An 18,054-nucleotide genomic window follows, 5' to 3' on the forward strand; every position below is an offset into this window, starting at 1 on the left:
ATTCGATGTCTTATGATAAAGTATCACAGGCTCAATCCATTATTATTGGTACGAAGCAAACAGTAAAAGCTCTGAAACGAGATTCAGTAAAGGAAGTCGTCGTAGCGAAAGATGCTGATCCTGCTTTAACTGCTAGTGTATTGAAACTAGCGCAAGAGAAGGGTGTAGACATTTTAGTGGTAGATTCCATGAAAAAGCTCGGCAAGGCCTGCGGAATTGAAGTTGGGGCAGCAGCTGTTGCCATTATGTTATAGCGTACTTGTTTTGTTTTTGCATGTATAAAATGCAAAAGCATTGTTTTTTGCCTTTTGATGAACCACCTGGGTATGTGGGTTATAAAAAAAGTAATGAAGGGAGGAATAACAACATGCCTACAATTAATCAGCTAATACGCAAAGGACGCGTGAGTAAAGTTGAAAACTCAAAGTCACCTGCACTTAACAAAGGATACAACAGTTTCAAAAAAGAGCACACTAACGTAACATCTCCACAGAAGCGCGGGGTTTGTACTCGTGTCGGTACAATGACACCGAAAAAACCAAACTCAGCACTACGTAAATATGCTCGTGTACGTTTGTCTAACCTGATTGAGGTAACAGCTTACATTCCTGGTATCGGACATAACCTACAAGAGCACAGTGTAGTACTTATCCGTGGCGGACGTGTAAAAGACTTACCGGGTGTACGTTACCACATCGTTCGTGGTGCGCTTGATACTGCCGGAGTTGACGGTCGTATGCAAGGACGTTCTAAATACGGAACAAAACGCCCTAAACAAAGCAAATAATACAAACAAACATAAGGGTTTTTAGAAGTTGATAACAGATCAGTGGAGTCAGGAAGCTGACAATGATATTGAGAAGAGAAACAGATAGAAATCCTTTTAAAAGAGAAGGGAGGCTATTCAGATGCCACGTAAAGGTCCTGTAGCAAAAAGAGACGTATTGCCAGATCCAATTTACAATTCTAAACTTGTATCTCGTTTGATCAACAAAATGATGATCGACGGTAAAAGAGGAAAGTCACAAACTATTCTCTACAAGTCATTTGATATCATCAAAGAACGTACTGGTAATGAAGCGATGGAGGTTTTCGAACAAGCCTTGAAAAACATCATGCCAGTTCTTGAAGTTAAAGCACGTCGTGTAGGTGGAGCTAACTACCAAGTTCCTGTAGAAGTTCGCCCAGACCGTCGTACTACTTTAGGTCTTCGCTGGTTAGTAAACTATGCTCGTCTTCGTGGAGAAAAAACGATGGAAGAGCGTCTTGCTAACGAAATCCTTGACGCAGCTAACAACACTGGTGCTGCTGTTAAGAAACGTGAAGACACACACAAAATGGCAGAAGCGAACAAAGCATTCGCTCACTACCGCTGGTAGGATTTATACCAAACTAAAAAAACTATTCCCTAATGAGGAAGGAGAAATTACCCAATGGCAAGAGAGTTCTCCTTAGACAAAACTCGTAATATTGGTATCATGGCTCACATCGATGCCGGTAAAACGACAACGACTGAGCGTATCTTGTACTACACTGGTCGTATCCATAAAATTGGTGAAACTCACGAAGGAGCTTCACAAATGGACTGGATGGAGCAGGAGCAAGAACGTGGTATTACAATCACTTCTGCTGCTACTACAGCACAATGGAAAGGTTACCGTGTAAACATCATCGATACACCAGGACACGTAGACTTCACTGTTGAAGTTGAACGTTCTTTACGTGTACTTGATGGTGCGGTTGCTGTCCTTGATGCACAATCAGGTGTAGAGCCACAAACTGAAACAGTTTGGCGCCAAGCAACAACTTACGGAGTACCTCGTATCGTATTCGTTAACAAAATGGATAAAACCGGTGCGGACTTCCTTTACTCTGTAAGCACATTAAGAGATCGTCTTCAAGCGAACGCTCATGCAATTCAATTGCCGATCGGCGCTGAAGATCAATTCGAAGGAATCATCGACCTTGTAGAAAACGTAGCATACTTCTACGAAGATGACCTTGGAACTCGCTCTGATGCACAAGAAATCCCTGCAGAGTATAAAGACAAAGCTGAAGAGCTTCGCAGCAGCCTAATTGAAGCTGTCGCTGAGCTTGATGAAGAGCTTATGGAAAAATACCTTGAGGGTGAAGAAATCACAATTCCTGAATTGAAAGCTGCAATCCGTAAAGGAACATTGAATGTTGAATTCTACCCAGTTCTTGTTGGATCTGCTTTCAAAAACAAAGGTGTTCAGCTTGTACTCGACGCTGTGCTTGACTACCTTCCTGCACCAACTGATGTTGCTGCAATCAAAGGTATCCTGCCAGATTCAAATGAAGAGGTTGTTCGTGAGTCTACTGATGACGCACCATTCGCAGCTCTTGCATTTAAAGTTATGACTGACCCTTATGTTGGGAAACTAACTTTCTTCCGCGTATACTCTGGAACACTTGATTCTGGTTCATACGTGAAGAACTCTTCTAAGAACAAGCGTGAACGTGTTGGACGTATCCTTCAAATGCACGCAAACAGCCGTGAAGAAATCTCTACTGTATACGCAGGGGATATCGCAGCAGCTGTAGGTCTTAAAGATACATCTACTGGTGACACTCTTTGTGACGAGAAAGATCTTGTTATCCTTGAGTCTATGGAATTCCCAGAGCCAGTTATCGATGTAGCTATCGAGCCTAAATCAAAGGCTGACCAAGATAAAATGGGTATCGCTTTAGCTAAACTAGCTGAAGAGGATCCAACATTCCGTACACAAACAAACCCTGAAACTGGTCAAACGATCATCTCTGGTATGGGTGAGCTTCACCTTGATATCATTGTTGACCGTATGAAGCGTGAGTTCAAGGTTGAAGCTAACGTAGGTGCTCCTCAAGTTGCGTACCGTGAAACATTCCGTTCTGGTGCAAAAGTTGAAGGTAAATTCGTACGTCAGTCTGGTGGACGCGGTCAGTTCGGACACGTTTGGATCGAATTCGAACCAAACGAAGAAGGCGCAGGCTTTGAATTTGAAAATGCAATCGTCGGTGGGGTTGTTCCACGTGAATACATCCCAGCAATTCAAGCAGGTCTTGAAGATTCACTTGAAAATGGTGTATTAGCTGGATTCCCATTAATCGACATCAAAGCAAAATTATTTGATGGATCTTACCACGATGTTGACTCGAACGAAATGGCGTTCAAAATTGCTGCATCTATGGCATTGAAAAATGCTGTCAGCAAATGTAACCCAGTTCTACTTGAGCCAATGATGAAAGTGGAAGTTGTTATCCCTGAAGAATACATGGGAGACATCATGGGTGATATCACATCTCGTCGTGGACGTGTAGAAGGTATGGAAGCTCGCGGTAACGCTCAAGTTGTTCGCGCTATGGTTCCACTTTCTGAAATGTTCGGATATGCAACTGCACTCCGTTCTAACACACAAGGACGCGGTACTTTCACTATGCACATGGATCACTACGAAGAAGTGCCTAAGAGCATCAGTGAAGAAATCATCAAAAAAAATAAAGGTGAATAATTGATTTTGCCTTTAAACTAAAGTATAACTACTATTGAAGATCAGAAAGTGAGAGGTAACTCTTCACTTTCTATCACTCTATACCAAATACAATGAACCTTTAAGGAGGATTTTTAGAATGGCTAAAGAAAAATTCGACCGTTCCAAATCGCATGCTAACATTGGTACAATTGGACACGTTGACCATGGTAAAACAACTCTAACTGCTGCTATCTCAACAGTTCTTCATAAGAAATCTGGTAAAGGTACAGCTATGGCTTATGACCAAATCGATGGTGCTCCAGAAGAGCGCGAGCGTGGAATCACAATCTCAACTGCACACGTTGAGTATGAAACTGAAACTCGTCACTATGCACACGTAGACTGCCCAGGACACGCTGACTATGTTAAAAACATGATCACTGGTGCTGCTCAAATGGACGGCGCGATCTTAGTAGTATCTGCTGCTGACGGTCCAATGCCACAAACACGTGAGCACATCCTACTTTCTCGTAACGTAGGTGTACCATACATCGTAGTATTCCTTAACAAATGTGACATGGTTGACGATGAAGAGTTACTTGAACTTGTTGAAATGGAAGTTCGTGACCTTCTTTCTGACTATGACTTCCCTGGTGATGATGTACCAGTTATCAAAGGTTCTGCTCTTAAAGCTCTTGAAGGAGATGCTGATTACGAAGCAAAAATCTTTGAACTTATGGATGCGGTTGATGAGTACATCCCAACTCCAGAGCGTGACACTGAGAAGCCATTCATGATGCCAGTTGAGGACGTATTCTCAATCACTGGTCGTGGAACAGTTGCTACTGGTCGTGTTGAGCGTGGACAAGTTAAAGTCGGTGACGAAGTTGAAATCATCGGTCTTCAAGAAGAAAACGGTAAAACAACTGTTACAGGTGTTGAAATGTTCCGTAAACTTCTTGACTATGCTGAAGCTGGTGACAACATCGGTGCACTACTTCGTGGTGTATCTCGTGAAGATATCCAACGTGGTCAAGTACTTGCTAAACCAGGTACAATCACTCCACATAGCCGTTTCAAAGCTGAAGTTTATGTACTTTCTAAAGAAGAGGGTGGACGTCATACTCCATTCTTCGCTAACTACCGTCCGCAGTTCTACTTCCGTACAACTGACGTAACTGGTATCGTACATCTTCCAGAAGGTACTGAAATGGTAATGCCTGGCGATAACACTGAGATGGAAGTTGAACTTATCTCTACTATCGCTATCGAAGAAGGAACTCGTTTCTCTATCCGTGAGGGTGGACGTACTGTAGGTTCTGGCGTCGTTTCAACTATCATTAAGTAATTAAACATACAGAAGAGACTCCTTGCAAAAGGGTCTCTTTTTTTGCTTTTCCAGATCAGAACGGCTACTATAAGCTATAGAATCTAAATGGAACCGAGAGGATCGCTGGAATGGCAAAGACATATTTGAAAAAATGGTTGATCGGCGGGATTGACCAATGGATTATGATGAAAGAAGATGAGACGAGTGAAACAAAGCCTGTACTTTTATTTTTACACGGCGGGCCCGGCTCAGCTCAAATCAGTTATATTGATTCCTTTCACGAGGAACTTGATCAGGACTTTACAGTTGTCCATTGGGATCAGCGTGGCGCAGGACTTTCCTATCAAGAGAATCTTCCTGATGAATCGATGACCATTCAGCAATTTATAGAAGACACGATTGAACTGACTGAGAAGCTCCTATCACATCTAGGTCACTCAAAATTGTATATCGCAGGATACTCGTGGGGATCATTAATTGCCATACAAGCAGTACATAAGCGTCCAGATCTTTATCATGCTTATTACGGGATTAGTCAGGTAGTAGATGTGTTAAAGGAAGATATCGTATCGTACGAGCTTCTTATGAAGAAATATCATAACAATCGGCTGTTTACTGGGTGTCTGCGATTACTGACGCCGCCTCCTTGGAAACGGACATCAGCTCATGCCTTGTTCTCTCTATATAAAGAGTTTGCAAGCGTAGGTCTCACGCATAGATGGAAGCCGGTTTTTCAAATGCTAAAAGGGTTTCTTTTTAGTAAGCAATATCAGCTGAAAGATAAATGGAAGTTCATGAAAGGGCAGAAGTTTAGTCAAGACAAGCTATGGAATCAGCTCATGAATGAGAGTATTCAATACCGAGTTTCTACTATATTAATACCGTGCTACTTTCTCATTGGCGATCACGACATGATTACCCCAGCTGCTGTATCAAAACCATATGTTGATCAATTAAAAGCACCCATCAAAGAATGGTTTACCTTTAAAGACTCTGCCCATTCCCCGCACATCGAGGAGCCAGATGAATTTATACGTATCATCAGAAAGACTGCTATACATCATCTTCAGGGAAAGCTTGATTTATAGGCTGAATCCCTGTATAATATGAAAAGTGTGCAAATCATAAATTTATCCGATTTATTATTGCAACACGCAGGCCAATTTGGTACAATAGTGCATGTTGGTCTTTGACTGCGATGAAGTGAGAGGTTGCTGACACACCCGGCCGCTTTGCCATGGCGAGGTGATCAGGTTTTTCTCACGGAGAACTGTCTAACGTAAGTAGGCGAAAAGGAGGGAAAATAATGGCAAAACAAAAAATTCGTATTCGTTTAAAAGCATATGATCATAGAATTCTTGATCAATCTGCTGAGAAGATTGTTGAAACGGCTAAGCGTTCTGGTGCTAGTGTATCTGGTCCAATCCCGCTTCCAACTGAAAAATCAGTTTACACAATCCTTCGTGCGGTGCATAAGTACAAAGATTCTCGTGAGCAATTCGAGATGCGTACTCACAAACGTCTAATCGACATCGTGAATCCAACTCCACAAACAGTTGATGCACTTATGCGTTTAGATTTACCATCTGGTGTAGATATCGAAATCAAACTTTAATTCAAATAGAAAACACATATTATAGGAGGTGTGACTAATGACCAAAGGAATCTTAGGTAGAAAAATTGGTATGACGCAAGTATTCGCAGAAAACGGTGATCTTATCCCTGTAACTGTTGTTGAGGCTGCTGCTAACGTTGTTCTTCAAAAGAAGACTGTTGACACGGATGGCTATGAAGCAATCCAAATCGGTTTTGATGACAAACGTGAAAAGCTTTCTAACAAACCAGAGAAAGGCCACGTTGCTAAAGCGGAAACTGCTCCTAAGCGCTTTGTAAAAGAATTACGCGGTGCGGAGTTAGATGCGTATGAAGTTGGTCAGGAAGTCAAAGTTGATATTTTCGCAAATGGAGATATCGTAGATGTAACAGGAACATCAAAAGGTAAAGGATTCCAAGGGGCTATCAAACGCCACGGACAATCACGCGGACCAATGACTCACGGTTCACGTTACCACCGTCGTCCTGGTTCAATGGGACCTGTTGATCCAAACCGTGTATTCAAAGGTAAACTTCTTCCAGGTCGTATGGGCGGAGAGCAAATCACTGTCCAAAACCTTGAGATCGTTAAAGTTGATGCAGAACGCAATCTTCTATTGATCAAAGGAAACGTACCAGGAGCTAAAAAATCTCTAGTAACTGTAAAGAGTGCAGTTAAATCTAAATAACTCTCTTAGGAAAGGAGGAAACAAGTCATGCCAAAAGTAGCATTATTTAACCAAAACGGTTCTACTAACGGTGAAATCGAATTAAACGCTTCTGTGTTTGGAATTGAGCCAAACGAAAGCGTAGTATTCGATGCTATTCTTATGCAAAGAGCTTCCTTACGTCAAGGAACTCACAAAGTAAAAACTCGTTCTGAAGTACGTGGCGGAGGTCGTAAGCCTTGGAGACAGAAGGGTACAGGTCGTGCTCGTCAAGGTTCTATCCGTTCACCACAATGGCGCGGAGGCGGTATCGTATTCGGTCCAACACCACGCAGCTATTCTTATAAATTACCTAAAAAAGTTCGCCGCTTGGCTATCAAGTCAGTATTGTCTTCTAAAGTAATCGACAACAACATCATCGTTCTTGAAGATCTGACTCTTGATGCAGTGAAAACGAAAGAATTCGCAGGCATCCTTAAAGGATTATCTGTTGAGAAGAAAGCGTTGATCGTCACTGCGGATGCAAACGAAACAGTTGCTTTATCTGCTCGTAACATCCCTGGAGTAACAGTTGTTGAAGCTAACGGTATCAACGTTCTTGACGTTGTCAACCACGACAAACTTCTGATCACTAAAGCAGCGGTTGAAAAAGTAGAGGAGGGACTTGCATAATGAAAGATCCTCGTGATGTTCTAAAGCGCCCTATCATTACTGAACGTTCTGCTGATCTAATGACAGAGAAGAAGTACACGTTCGAAGTTGATGTCAGAGCTAACAAAACAGAAGTGAAAGACGCTGTTGAAGAAATCTTTGGAGTGAAAGTTGAGAAAGTCAACGTTCAAAACTACAAAGGAAAATCAAAACGCGTTGGACGCTACACTGGTATGACTAGCCGTCGCAGAAAAGCGATCGTGAAATTAACTGCTGACAGCAAAGAAATCGAAATTTTTGAAGCGTAAATCTTAAAAAGAAGGAGGGAAATTCAAAATGGCGATTAAAAAGTATAAACCAACCAGTAATGGTCGTCGTGGCATGACTACTTCAGATTTTGCTGAAATCACGACTGACAAACCAGAAAAATCGTTGCTTGCACCGCTACACAAAAAAGGCGGACGTAACAACCAAGGTAGATTGACTGTTCGTCATCAAGGTGGCGGTCACAAACGTCAATACCGTATCATCGACTTCAAGCGTGATAAAGACGGTATACCTGGACGCGTTGCTACAATCGAGTATGATCCAAACCGTTCAGCGAACATCGCTCTTGTAAACTATGCAGATGGTGAGAAACGTTACATTCTTGCTCCGAAAGGAATCCAAGTTGGTACTGAAGTTACTTCTGGACCAGAAGCTGACATCAAACCAGGTAATGCTCTTCCACTTATCAACATCCCAGTTGGTACAGTTGTGCATAACATTGAATTAAAACCAGGTAAAGGTGGACAATTAGTTCGTTCTGCTGGTACTTCTGCTCAAGTTCTAGGTAAAGAAGGTAAATACGTTCTTGTACGTTTGAACTCAGGAGAAGTTCGCATGATTCTTTCTGCTTGCCGTGCGACTATCGGTCAAGTTGGAAACGAGCAACACGAATTAATTAACATCGGTAAAGCTGGACGTTCTCGCTGGAAAGGCGTACGCCCAACAGTTCGTGGTTCTGTAATGAACCCTAACGATCACCCACACGGTGGTGGAGAAGGACGCGCTCCAATCGGACGTAAATCACCAATGTCTCCATGGGGCAAACCGACTCTTGGATTCAAGACTCGTAAGAAAACCAACAAGTCTGATAAATTCATTGTACGTCGTCGTAAAAACAAGTAACGGGGTTGTCTACGGTTCATTTAGGACCGTAGTTCAATCACGAAGGGAGGTTCCACAATGGCTCGCAGCTTAAAAAAAGGACCATTTGTTGATGATCATTTGATGGCTAAAGTCGAGAAATTGAATGAAACTGACAAAAAGCAAGTCGTAAAAACTTGGTCTCGTCGTTCTACAATTTTCCCACAATTCATCGGTCACACAATCGCTGTCTATGACGGACGCAAACATGTACCTGTTTTCATTTCTGAAGATATGGTAGGTCACAAATTGGGCGAATTCGCACCAAGCCGTACTTACAAAGGTCATGCTAGTGACGATAAAAAAACAAGACGCTAATGAGAGGAGGCTTTTAAATGCAAGCTAAAGCTGTCGCAAGAACAGTCCGTATTGCTCCTCGTAAAGCACGTCTAGTAATGGACCTGATCCGAGGTAAGCAAGTAGGAGAAGCAGTTTCTATCTTAAACCTTACACCTAAGGCTGCTTCACCAATTATTGAAAAAGTATTAAAATCTGCTATCGCAAACGCTGAGCACAACTACGAGTTGGACGCTAACAGCCTAGTGATTACTCAAGCATTCGTTGACGAAGGTCCAACACTTAAGAGATTCCGTCCACGTGCTATGGGTCGTGCGAGCGCAATTAACAAACGTACTAGCCACATTACAATCGTTGTATCAGAAAAGAAGGAGGGATAATCCGTGGGTCAAAAGGTAAATCCAGTAGGTCTTCGTATTGGCGTCATTCGTGATTGGGAATCTAAATGGTTCGCAGGAAAAGATTACGCTGACTTCTTACATGAAGACTTGAAAATCCGTGAATTCATCAGCAAGCGTTTGTCTGACGCGTCTGTTTCTAAAGTAGAAATCGAACGTGCTGCAAACCGCGTAAATATCACAATCCACACGGCTAAACCAGGTATGGTAATTGGTAAAGGCGGATCTGAAGTTGAAGCACTTCGTAAAGCTCTTAACAGCCTAACTGGCAAACGTGTACACATCAACATTCTTGAAATCAAGAGAGCAGATCTTGATGCTCAGCTAGTTGCTGAAAACATCGCTCGTCAACTTGAAAACCGTATTTCATTCCGTCGTGCACAAAAACAAACAATCCAACGCACAATGCGTGCTGGAGCACAAGGAATCAAAACAATGGTTTCTGGTCGTCTTGGCGGTGCAGATATTGCTCGTTCTGAATATTACAGTGAAGGTACTGTTCCATTGCACACACTTCGTGCTGACATCGACTATGCTACTGCTGAAGCTGATACTACTTATGGTAAGCTTGGCGTAAAAGTATGGATCTATCGTGGAGAAGTCCTTCCAACTAAGAAGAATACTGCGGAAGGAGGAAAATAATATGTTATTGCCAAAACGCGTGAAGTATCGCAGAGAACATCGTGGAAAAATGCGTGGTCGTGCAAAAGGCGGTACTGAAGTACATTTCGGTGAGTACGGTATCCAAGCTCTTGAAGCTTCTTGGATCACAAACCGTCAAATCGAAGCTGCTCGTATTGCTATGACTCGTTACATGAAACGTGGCGGTAAAGTTTGGATTAAAATTTTCCCTTCTAAGCCATACACAGCTAAACCTCTAGAGGTCCGCATGGGTTCCGGTAAAGGTGCTCCAGAAGGATGGGTAGCTGTAGTAAAACCGGGCAAAGTTTTATTTGAAATTTCTGGTGTGTCTGAAGAAGTGGCTCGTGAAGCTCTTCGTCTTGCATCTCACAAATTGCCAATTAAAACGAAGTTCGTAAAACGTGAAGAAATTGGTGGTGAATCAAATGAAAGCTAATGAAATTCGTGACCTTACCACTGCTGAAATTGAACAAAAAGTAAAGTCTCTTAAAGAAGAACTTTTCAATCTTCGTTTCCAATTAGCGACTGGGCAGCTTGAAAATACTGCTCGCATTCGTGAAGTGCGTAAATCAATCGCACGCATGAAAACTGTGATTCGTCAAAGAGAAATCGCTGCTAATAAATAATAATTAGAGGGGAGGCCCCGCAAACATGAGCGAACGTAACCAACGTAAAGTGTATCAAGGTCGTGTTGTTTCTGACAAAATGGATAAAACCATCACTGTTGTAGTTGAAACATACAAAAAGCATTCACTTTATGGCAAACGTGTAAGATACTCTAAAAAGTTCAAAGCACATGATGAAAACAACCAAGCAAAAATCGGAGACATCGTAAAGGTCATGGAAACTCGTCCTTTATCTGCGACTAAACGCTTTCGTCTAGTTGAAGTTGTCGAAGAAGCCGTTATTATCTAATAAAGTTCGGATTTCTTTTTCCGAAAGGAGGTAACATTAATGATTCAACAGGAGACTCGTTTAAAAGTAGCTGACAACTCTGGCGCACGCGAAGTACTAACGATTAAAGTTCTTGGTGGCTCTGGACGTAAAACGGCTAACATCGGTGATGTCATTGTTTGTACGGTTAAACAAGCAACACCTGGAGGCGTTGTCAAAAAAGGTGAAGTTGTGAAAGCAGTTATCGTTCGTACTAAGAGCGGAGCTCGCAGAAACGATGGATCTTACATCAGTTTCGACGAAAATGCTTGTGTCATCATCCGTGACGACAAGAGCCCACGTGGAACTCGTATCTTCGGACCAGTAGCACGTGAACTTCGTGAAAACAACTATATGAAAATTGTTTCTCTAGCACCAGAAGTACTTTAATGAATACAATCCGCGACTCAAGGAGGTGCGATTAAATGCATGTTAAAAAGGGCGATAAAGTAGTGGTTATCTCTGGTAAAGATAAAGGTAAACAAGGTGTCATCCTTGCTGCTTTCCCTAAAAAGGAACGTGTTTTAGTAGAAGGTATTAACCTTGTGAAAAAACACTCTAAACCAACCCAAGCTAACCCTCAAGGCGGGATTTCTGAACAAGAAGCGCCGATCCACGTATCAAACGTAATGCCGCTTGATCCTAAAACGGGTGAAGTGACACGTGTTGGGTATAAAGTTGAGGACGGAAAGAAAGTCCGTGTAGCGAAAAAATCTGGGCAAGTTCTAGATAAATAGTAAATAAGGAAGGGAGGTCTTTCTCATGAACCGCCTTAAAGAAAAGTATGTAAAAGAAATTACACCTGCATTAGTTTCTAAGTTTGAATACACTTCAGTAATGCAAGTGCCAAAAATCGAAAAAATCGTGATCAACATGGGTGTTGGTGACGCCGTTCAAAACGCTAAAGCAATCGATACTGCTGTTGAAGAATTAACGTTTATCGCTGGTCAAAAACCTGTCGTTACTCGTGCGAAGAAGTCTATTGCTGGATTCCGTCTACGTGAAGGAATGCCAATCGGTGCGAAAGTAACACTTCGCGGAGAGCGCATGTATGATTTCCTTGATAAACTTATTTCTGTGTCTTTACCACGTGTACGTGACTTCCGCGGGATTTCTAAGAAATCTTTCGACGGTCGTGGAAACTACACGCTTGGTATTAAAGAACAGTTAATCTTCCCAGAAATTGATTACGATAAAGTAACAAAGGTCCGCGGTATGGATATCGTTATCGTTACTACTGCCAATACGGACGAAGAAGCACGTGAGTTATTAACTCAAGTAGGTATGCCGTTCCAGAAATAATCAATGAAAGGGAGGCGAAATCGTGGCTAAAAAGTCTATGATTGCGAAACAACAACGCAAACAAAAGTTTAAAGTTCAAGAGTATACGCGCTGCGAACGTTGTGGACGTCCACATTCAGTTATTCGTAAGTTTAAACTTTGCCGTATTTGTTTCCGCGAACTTGCATATAAAGGACAAATTCCTGGCGTTAAAAAAGCCAGCTGGTAATCCCCATAAATGGGAAGGAGGTTATTAAATAATGGTTATGACAGATCCGATTGCAGATTTGCTGACTCGTATTCGCAATGCGAACATGGTACGTCATGAGAAGCTAGAAGTACCGGCTTCAAAAATCAAAAGAGAAATTGCTGAAATCTTAAAGCGTGAAGGTTTTATCCGTGACGTTGAGTACGTCGAAGACAGCAAACAAGGAATTATCCGTTTGTTCCTTAAATACGGCCAAAACAACGAACGTGTTATCACTGGTCTTAAAAGAATCAGTAAACCTGGTTTACGCGTATATGCGAAATCAAATGAAGTACCACGTGTACTTAACGGACTTGGAATCGCAATTATTTCTACATCACAAGGTGTTTTATCGGACAAAGAAGCCCGTGCTAAACAAGCTGGTGGAGAAGTACTTGCTTACGTATGGTAAAAAAAGTTTAAGATGAATGGAGGTGCTTGGTATGTCTCGTATAGGTAAAAAACTAATCGAGATCCCTTCAGGAGTAACTGTGACAAACAACGATAACACAGTGACAGTAAAGGGACCAAAAGGTGAACTAACTCGTGCATTTCACCCTGATATGGAAATTAAAATTGAGGACAACGTCTTAACTGTAAGCCGTCCGTCTGAAAATAAAGAACACCGTGCATTACATGGTACAACACGTAGCTTGATTGCTAACATGGTTGAAGGTGTATCTAAAGGTTTCGAAAGAGGTTTAGAACTTATCGGTGTCGGTTACCGTGCAGCTAAATCTGGAAACAAACTTGTTCTTAACGTTGGATACTCTCACCCAGTTGAAATCGTTCCTGAGGCTGGAGTTGAAGTAGAAGTTCCATCTCAAACGAAAGTAATCGTTAAAGGTATCGATAAAGAGCGTGTAGGAGCTCTAGCTTCTAACATCCGCGCTGTCCGTGCTCCAGAGCCTTACAAAGGTAAAGGAATTCGTTACGAAGGTGAATTCGTTCGCCGTAAAGAAGGAAAAACTGGTAAGTAAGATCGCTTAAAGTGAAGAAAGGAGTGACTCGGATGATTACGAAAACTAGCAAAAACGCTACTCGTCTTAAAAGACATGCTCGTGTTCGTGCGAAACTTTCAGGTACTGCTGAAAGACCTCGCCTTAACGTTTTCCGTTCTAACAAGAATATCTACGCTCAAGTAATTGATGATGTTAACGGTGTAACACTTGTAAGTGCTTCTACTCTTGATAAAGAGTTAAAGATCGAGAATAGTTCTGACACTGCAGCTGCTACGAAAGTTGGCGAACTTGTTGCAAAACGTGCTGTTGAAAAAGGAATCTCTAACGTGGTATTTGACCGCGGAGGATACCTATATCATGGACGTGTAAAAGCTCTAGCTGAAGCTGCTCGTGAGGCTGGACTTAAATTTTAATAAAAGAAGGAGGGACACATCCGAATGAGTCGTATTGACCCAAGCAAATTAGAGTTAGAAGAACGCTTAGTTACGGTTAACCGCGTAGCGAAAGTTGTTAAAGGTGGACGTCGTTTCCGTTTTGCAGCTTTAGTTGTTGTCGGTGACAAAAACGGTCATGTAGGTTTCGGTACTGGTAAAGCACAAGAAGTACCAGAAGCGATCCGCAAAGCTGTTGAAGATGCGAAAAAGAATTTAATTGAAGTACCAATGGTTGGAACTACAATTCCACATGAAATCATCGGTCGATTCGGTGCAGGAAACGTTCTATTGAAGCCTGCTTCAGAAGGTACAGGAGTTATCGCTGGAGGCCCAGTGCGTGCGGTACTTGAGCTTGCTGGTCTAGCTGATATCCTTTCTAAATCTCTAGGTTCTAATACACCGATCAACATGATCCGCGCAACACTTCAAGGTTTAAGTGAGCTTAAACGTGCTGAAGATGTAGCGAAGCTTCGTGGAAAATCTGTAGAAGACCTGTTAGGATAAGGAGGGAACAATAATGGCAAATAAATTAGAAATTACCCTCAAACGCAGTGTAATCGGTCGCCCTGAAGATCAGCGTGTCACTGTTCGTACTCTTGGTCTTAAGAAAACAAACCAAACAGTCGTACATGAAGACAATGCAGCGATCCGCGGCATGATTAACAAGGTGTCTCATTTAGTTTCTGTTAAAGAACAATAAAACATTTTTAATCGATAAGGAGGTGCCCAAATGAAACTTCATGAATTGAAGCCTTCAGAAGGTTCACGTAAAGTACGCAACCGTGTTGGTCGTGGTATTGGATCAGGTAACGGTAAAACTTCTGGTAAAGGTCATAAAGGTCAAAACGCTCGTTCTGGCGGCGGTGTACGCCCTGGTTTCGAAGGTGGTCAGATGCCTTTATTCCAACGCCTTCCAAAACGTGGTTTTACAAACATCAACCGTAAAGATTACGCGGTAATCAACTTAGACAGATTAAACAGTTTTGACGAAGGAACGGAAGTAACTCCTGAACTTCTTCTAGAGACTGGTGCAATAAGCAAGTTAAAAGCAGGAGTAAAAATTCTTGGCAACGGTAAATTAGAAAAAAAATTAACTGTAAAAGCCAATAAATTCTCTGCTTCTGCGAAAGAAGCGATTGAAGCTGCTGGCGGTACAGCCGAGGTGATCTAACTTGTTTAAGACAATCTCCAATTTTATGCGCGTGAAAGATATACGGAATAAGATTATATTCACACTTTTAATGTTAGTCGTCTTTCGTATAGGTGCTTTCATCCCTGTGCCTAATGTGAACGCCGAAGTTCTCCAGGCACAGGATCAAATGAGTGTTTTCGGAATCCTCAACACGTTTGGGGGCGGGGCACTTTTCCAATTCTCCATTCTTGCAATGGGGATTATGCCGTATATCACTGCTTCGATCATCATTCAGCTCTTGCAGATGGATGTTGTTCCGAAGTTTACTGAGTGGTCAAAGCAAGGAGAGGTTGGCCGCCGAAAATTAGCACAATTCACAAGGTATTTTACAATTGTTCTAGGATTTATCCAGGCGTTAGGAATGTCATATGGATTCAACAATATGGCAGGAGGCATGCTGATTGAAAACCCAGGTGTATCAACGTATCTCTTAATTGCGGTCGTACTCACTGCGGGAACAGCATTTTTAATGTGGCTGGGCGAGCAGATTACTGCTCATGGTGTTGGTAACGGTATTTCGATTATTATCTTTGCCGGTATCATCGCTGGTATCCCTCAAACATTAAAACAAGTGTACGCTCAACAATTTGTAGGTGGAGATGGACAGCTGTTCATGCAAATCCTTAAAATTGCCCTTATTGTAATTGCCATTCTTGTCATTGTTATCGGTGTTATTTACATTCAAATGGCAGTGAGAAAGATTGCAATTCAATATTCAAAAGGTACTGGTCGTGCACAAATGTCTGCTAGTCAAGCAACGCACCTTCCATTGAAAGTGAATCCAGCAGGGGTGATTCCAGTCATCTTTGCCGTTTCTTTCATTATTACTCCGCAGACGATCGCATCGTTCTTCGGAACCAATAATGTGACAACTTGGATAACCAACAACTTTGACTATACTAAGCCAATCGGTATGACGATTTATGTAGCACTGATTGTTGCTTTCACATATTTTTATGCCTTTGTCCAAGTCAATCCTGAACAAATGGCTGAAAATCTGCAAAAGCAGGGTGGCTATATCCCGGGAGTTCGTCCAGGGAAAATGACTCAAGATAGAATTACGAGCATTTTGTACCGACTCACGTTTGTGGGCGCCATTTTCTTAGCCGTGATTTCAATACTTCCTATCTTTTTCATTCAATTCGCTGGATTACCTTCCGCTGCACAAATTGGCGGCACAAGTCTTCTCATTGTTGTAGGTGTTGCACTTGAAACAATGAAACAGCTTGAAAGCCAATTAGTGAAACGAAATTACCGTGGATTTATGAAATAAACCAGAGGGCTGGGCAGCTGCCCAACCTCTCTAAGTAAGGAAGGGGAAATCCGAAATGAACTTAGTCTTAATGGGGCTTCCGGGTGCTGGTAAAGGCACTCAGGCAGAACGAATTGTTGATGATTATGGGATCCCTCATATCTCAACAGGAGATATGTTCCGCGCTGCTATGAAAGAGGAGACACAACTTGGGCTCGAAGCAAAATCCTTTATCGATAAAGGAGAGCTTGTTCCTGATGAGGTCACAATCGGTATTGTTAGAGAAAGACTTGGCAAAAATGATTGTGAACAAGGTTTTCTTCTGGACGGATTTCCGCGAACAGTCGCTCAGGCTGAAGCTTTAGAAGAAATTCTAAAGGACCTTGGCAGAACGATTGATTATGTCATTAATATTAAAGTCGATAAAGATGCTTTGATGGAGCGTCTGACTGGCCGAAGAATTTGCAAAAATTGCGGAGCAACATATCATTTAGTATTTAATCCACCTGCGAAAGAAAATGTTTGTGACAAGTGTGGAGGCGAGCTTTATCAACGTGCAGATGATAATGCAGAAACCGTTTCGACTAGACTTGAAGTGAACTTAAAGCAGACTGAACCTTTACTGAACTTCTATTCAGAAAAAGGATATCTTGCAAACATTGATGGTGCGAAGCACATTAACGATGTATATGCAGATATCAAGGACCTGCTTGGAGGATTAAATAAATGATTATCTGTAAAACTCCTCGCGAGCTTGAGATTATGAGAGAAGCTGGACGTATTGTCGCACTGACTCATGAAGAGCTGAAGAAACACATAAAACCAGGTATTTCGACAAAAGAATTGGATCAAATTGCCGAACGTTTTATTACAAAGCAGGGTGCAATCCCATCTTTTAAAGGGTATAATGGTTTTCGCGGGAGCATTTGCGTTTCGGTGAATGAAGAACTCGTTCACGGTATTCCTGGTAAACGGGTTTTACGTGATGGTGACATCATTAGTATCGATATTGGCGCAAAGTTAAATGGCTATCATGGTGACTCTGCTTGGACTTATCCAGTTGGGGTAATCAGTGATGAAGACCGCAAACTACTGGAAGTCACAGAGGAATCTCTATATAAAGGCTTACAGGAAGCAAAGCCAGGCGAACGTCTGTCGAACATTTCCCATGCCATACAAACGTATGTTGAAAATGAGAATTTTTCAGTTGTTAGAGAATATGTTGGACATGGGGTCGGACAGGATCTTCATGAGGACCCTCAAATTCCTCATTATGGTCCGCCCAACAAAGGCCCACGGCTAAAACCTGGGATGGTGTTGGCCATCGAACCGATGGTGAACGCAGGCAGTCGATATGTGAAAACATTGGCTGATAACTGGACGGTTGTAACGGTTGATGGGAAAAAGTGTGCTCATTTTGAGCATACGATTGCGATTACAGATACAGGTTTTGATATACTGACTAAGATTTAGGTCTTCACTGAAGCCTTTCAGGCCCAAATCGGGCAGGTTG

General features: G+C 42.1%; 30 protein-coding genes. All 30 read left to right on the forward strand.

The annotated features are described in order from the left end of the window. Nucleotides 1-5 precede the first annotated feature (5 nt). The 30 genes from MHI46_RS00700 (at nucleotide 6) to map (ending at nucleotide 18,014) form a co-directional block, all read left to right on the forward strand. On the forward strand, nucleotides 6-254 hold the full coding sequence (locus tag MHI46_RS00700) for a 50S ribosomal protein L7ae-like protein (RefSeq protein ID WP_024425593.1): 249 nt from the start codon (nucleotides 6-8) through the stop codon (nucleotides 252-254). A 113-nt stretch (nucleotides 255-367) separates the two neighbouring features. After that, entirely contained in the window at nucleotides 368-787 is a 420-nt protein-coding gene (gene rpsL / locus MHI46_RS00705) for a 30S ribosomal protein S12 (protein ID WP_003216962.1), read from the forward strand. Between the two features lie 121 nt (nucleotides 788-908). Then, nucleotides 909-1,379 carry a 30S ribosomal protein S7 gene (gene rpsG / locus MHI46_RS00710; RefSeq protein WP_003216884.1) on the forward strand — a complete coding sequence of 157 codons (471 nt, stop codon included), beginning with the start codon at nucleotides 909-911 and terminating at the stop codon, nucleotides 1,377-1,379. A gap of 54 nt (nucleotides 1,380-1,433) precedes the next feature. Continuing rightward, entirely contained in the window at nucleotides 1,434-3,512 is a 2,079-nt protein-coding gene (gene fusA / locus MHI46_RS00715; protein ID WP_048240166.1) for an elongation factor G, read from the forward strand. Nucleotides 3,513-3,630: 118 nt separating this feature from the next. After that, nucleotides 3,631-4,821, forward strand: coding sequence for an elongation factor Tu (tuf, locus tag MHI46_RS00720; protein WP_034283892.1), 1,191 nt, complete (start codon nucleotides 3,631-3,633; stop codon nucleotides 4,819-4,821). Nucleotides 4,822-4,931: 110 nt separating this feature from the next. Then, a complete protein-coding gene (locus MHI46_RS00725; RefSeq protein WP_099662826.1) occupies nucleotides 4,932-5,891 on the forward strand; it encodes an alpha/beta hydrolase in 960 nt (319 codons plus the stop codon). Between the two features lie 218 nt (nucleotides 5,892-6,109). After that, complete coding sequence (rpsJ, locus tag MHI46_RS00730) at nucleotides 6,110-6,418, forward strand: 30S ribosomal protein S10 (protein WP_003156464.1); 309 nt, start codon at nucleotides 6,110-6,112, stop codon at nucleotides 6,416-6,418. A gap of 37 nt (nucleotides 6,419-6,455) precedes the next feature. Beyond that, complete coding sequence (gene rplC, locus MHI46_RS00735) at nucleotides 6,456-7,085, forward strand: 50S ribosomal protein L3 (protein ID WP_024425597.1); 630 nt, start codon at nucleotides 6,456-6,458, stop codon at nucleotides 7,083-7,085. Between the two features lie 27 nt (nucleotides 7,086-7,112). Further along, complete coding sequence (gene rplD / locus MHI46_RS00740; RefSeq protein WP_007496312.1) at nucleotides 7,113-7,736, forward strand: 50S ribosomal protein L4; 624 nt, start codon at nucleotides 7,113-7,115, stop codon at nucleotides 7,734-7,736. Next, nucleotides 7,736-8,023 (forward strand): 50S ribosomal protein L23, encoded by a 288-nt coding sequence (gene rplW, locus MHI46_RS00745; protein WP_003217016.1) that lies wholly within the window; start codon nucleotides 7,736-7,738, stop codon nucleotides 8,021-8,023. The genes rplD and rplW overlap by 1 nt, the downstream gene beginning before the upstream one ends. Nucleotides 8,024-8,051: 28 nt before the next feature. After that, nucleotides 8,052-8,885, forward strand: coding sequence for a 50S ribosomal protein L2 (gene rplB / locus MHI46_RS00750; protein WP_024425599.1), 834 nt, complete (start codon nucleotides 8,052-8,054; stop codon nucleotides 8,883-8,885). Nucleotides 8,886-8,942: 57 nt separating this feature from the next. Beyond that, entirely contained in the window at nucleotides 8,943-9,221 is a 279-nt protein-coding gene (rpsS, locus tag MHI46_RS00755) for a 30S ribosomal protein S19 (RefSeq protein WP_003216920.1), read from the forward strand. A 17-nt stretch (nucleotides 9,222-9,238) separates the two neighbouring features. Beyond that, nucleotides 9,239-9,580, forward strand: a complete 342-nt coding sequence (gene rplV / locus MHI46_RS00760) for a 50S ribosomal protein L22 (protein WP_007496316.1) — start codon at nucleotides 9,239-9,241, stop codon at nucleotides 9,578-9,580. A 3-nt stretch (nucleotides 9,581-9,583) separates the two neighbouring features. Further along, a complete protein-coding gene (rpsC, locus tag MHI46_RS00765; RefSeq protein WP_003217241.1) occupies nucleotides 9,584-10,240 on the forward strand; it encodes a 30S ribosomal protein S3 in 657 nt (218 codons plus the stop codon). Between the two features lies 1 nt (nucleotide 10,241). Continuing rightward, nucleotides 10,242-10,676: a 50S ribosomal protein L16 gene (gene rplP, locus MHI46_RS00770; RefSeq protein ID WP_003156478.1), complete on the forward strand. Its 435-nt coding sequence runs from the start codon at nucleotides 10,242-10,244 to the stop codon at nucleotides 10,674-10,676. After that, nucleotides 10,666-10,866, forward strand: a complete 201-nt coding sequence (gene rpmC, locus MHI46_RS00775) for a 50S ribosomal protein L29 (protein ID WP_003217155.1) — start codon at nucleotides 10,666-10,668, stop codon at nucleotides 10,864-10,866. The genes rplP and rpmC overlap by 11 nt, the downstream gene beginning before the upstream one ends. 25 nt (nucleotides 10,867-10,891) lie before the next feature. Further along, entirely contained in the window at nucleotides 10,892-11,155 is a 264-nt protein-coding gene (rpsQ, locus tag MHI46_RS00780) for a 30S ribosomal protein S17 (RefSeq protein ID WP_003216906.1), read from the forward strand. A 39-nt stretch (nucleotides 11,156-11,194) separates the two neighbouring features. Next, a complete protein-coding gene (gene rplN / locus MHI46_RS00785; RefSeq protein ID WP_003216882.1) occupies nucleotides 11,195-11,563 on the forward strand; it encodes a 50S ribosomal protein L14 in 369 nt (122 codons plus the stop codon). 35 nt (nucleotides 11,564-11,598) lie between these two features. Further along, nucleotides 11,599-11,910: a 50S ribosomal protein L24 gene (rplX, locus tag MHI46_RS00790; protein ID WP_008356538.1), complete on the forward strand. Its 312-nt coding sequence runs from the start codon at nucleotides 11,599-11,601 to the stop codon at nucleotides 11,908-11,910. 25 nt (nucleotides 11,911-11,935) lie between these two features. Then, the gene (gene rplE / locus MHI46_RS00795; protein WP_024425600.1) at nucleotides 11,936-12,475 is read left to right on the forward strand and encodes a 50S ribosomal protein L5; all 540 of its coding nucleotides are present in this window, start codon (nucleotides 11,936-11,938) and stop codon (nucleotides 12,473-12,475) included. A 22-nt stretch (nucleotides 12,476-12,497) separates the two neighbouring features. Next, nucleotides 12,498-12,683 (forward strand): 30S ribosomal protein S14, encoded by a 186-nt coding sequence (gene rpsN / locus MHI46_RS00800; RefSeq protein ID WP_008356542.1) that lies wholly within the window; start codon nucleotides 12,498-12,500, stop codon nucleotides 12,681-12,683. Nucleotides 12,684-12,714: 31 nt separating this feature from the next. After that, nucleotides 12,715-13,113, forward strand: coding sequence for a 30S ribosomal protein S8 (gene rpsH, locus MHI46_RS00805; RefSeq protein ID WP_007496327.1), 399 nt, complete (start codon nucleotides 12,715-12,717; stop codon nucleotides 13,111-13,113). Between the two features lie 31 nt (nucleotides 13,114-13,144). Continuing rightward, a complete protein-coding gene (rplF, locus tag MHI46_RS00810) occupies nucleotides 13,145-13,681 on the forward strand; it encodes a 50S ribosomal protein L6 (protein ID WP_008345395.1) in 537 nt (178 codons plus the stop codon). A gap of 32 nt (nucleotides 13,682-13,713) precedes the next feature. Next, the gene (rplR, locus tag MHI46_RS00815) at nucleotides 13,714-14,076 is read left to right on the forward strand and encodes a 50S ribosomal protein L18 (RefSeq protein ID WP_008356544.1); all 363 of its coding nucleotides are present in this window, start codon (nucleotides 13,714-13,716) and stop codon (nucleotides 14,074-14,076) included. 24 nt (nucleotides 14,077-14,100) lie between these two features. Then, the gene (gene rpsE, locus MHI46_RS00820) at nucleotides 14,101-14,601 is read left to right on the forward strand and encodes a 30S ribosomal protein S5 (protein WP_007496332.1); all 501 of its coding nucleotides are present in this window, start codon (nucleotides 14,101-14,103) and stop codon (nucleotides 14,599-14,601) included. Nucleotides 14,602-14,614: 13 nt separating this feature from the next. Then, complete coding sequence (rpmD, locus tag MHI46_RS00825; RefSeq protein ID WP_003217067.1) at nucleotides 14,615-14,797, forward strand: 50S ribosomal protein L30; 183 nt, start codon at nucleotides 14,615-14,617, stop codon at nucleotides 14,795-14,797. A 30-nt stretch (nucleotides 14,798-14,827) separates the two neighbouring features. Continuing rightward, nucleotides 14,828-15,268 (forward strand): 50S ribosomal protein L15, encoded by a 441-nt coding sequence (rplO, locus tag MHI46_RS00830; protein WP_003216888.1) that lies wholly within the window; start codon nucleotides 14,828-14,830, stop codon nucleotides 15,266-15,268. Between the two features lies 1 nt (nucleotide 15,269). Next, complete coding sequence (gene secY, locus MHI46_RS00835) at nucleotides 15,270-16,562, forward strand: preprotein translocase subunit SecY (protein WP_007496334.1); 1,293 nt, start codon at nucleotides 15,270-15,272, stop codon at nucleotides 16,560-16,562. Nucleotides 16,563-16,617: 55 nt separating this feature from the next. Continuing rightward, nucleotides 16,618-17,271, forward strand: a complete 654-nt coding sequence (locus tag MHI46_RS00840; RefSeq protein WP_024425604.1) for an adenylate kinase — start codon at nucleotides 16,618-16,620, stop codon at nucleotides 17,269-17,271. Next, on the forward strand, nucleotides 17,268-18,014 hold the full coding sequence (map, locus tag MHI46_RS00845) for a type I methionyl aminopeptidase (RefSeq protein ID WP_003217210.1): 747 nt from the start codon (nucleotides 17,268-17,270) through the stop codon (nucleotides 18,012-18,014). Before MHI46_RS00840 ends, map begins: the two co-directional genes overlap by 4 nt. Nucleotides 18,015-18,054 lie beyond the last annotated feature (40 nt).

This window comes from Bacillus sp. FSL K6-1000 (assembly GCF_038630785.1).
GTDB classification, from domain to species: domain Bacteria; phylum Bacillota; class Bacilli; order Bacillales; family Bacillaceae; genus Bacillus; species Bacillus safensis.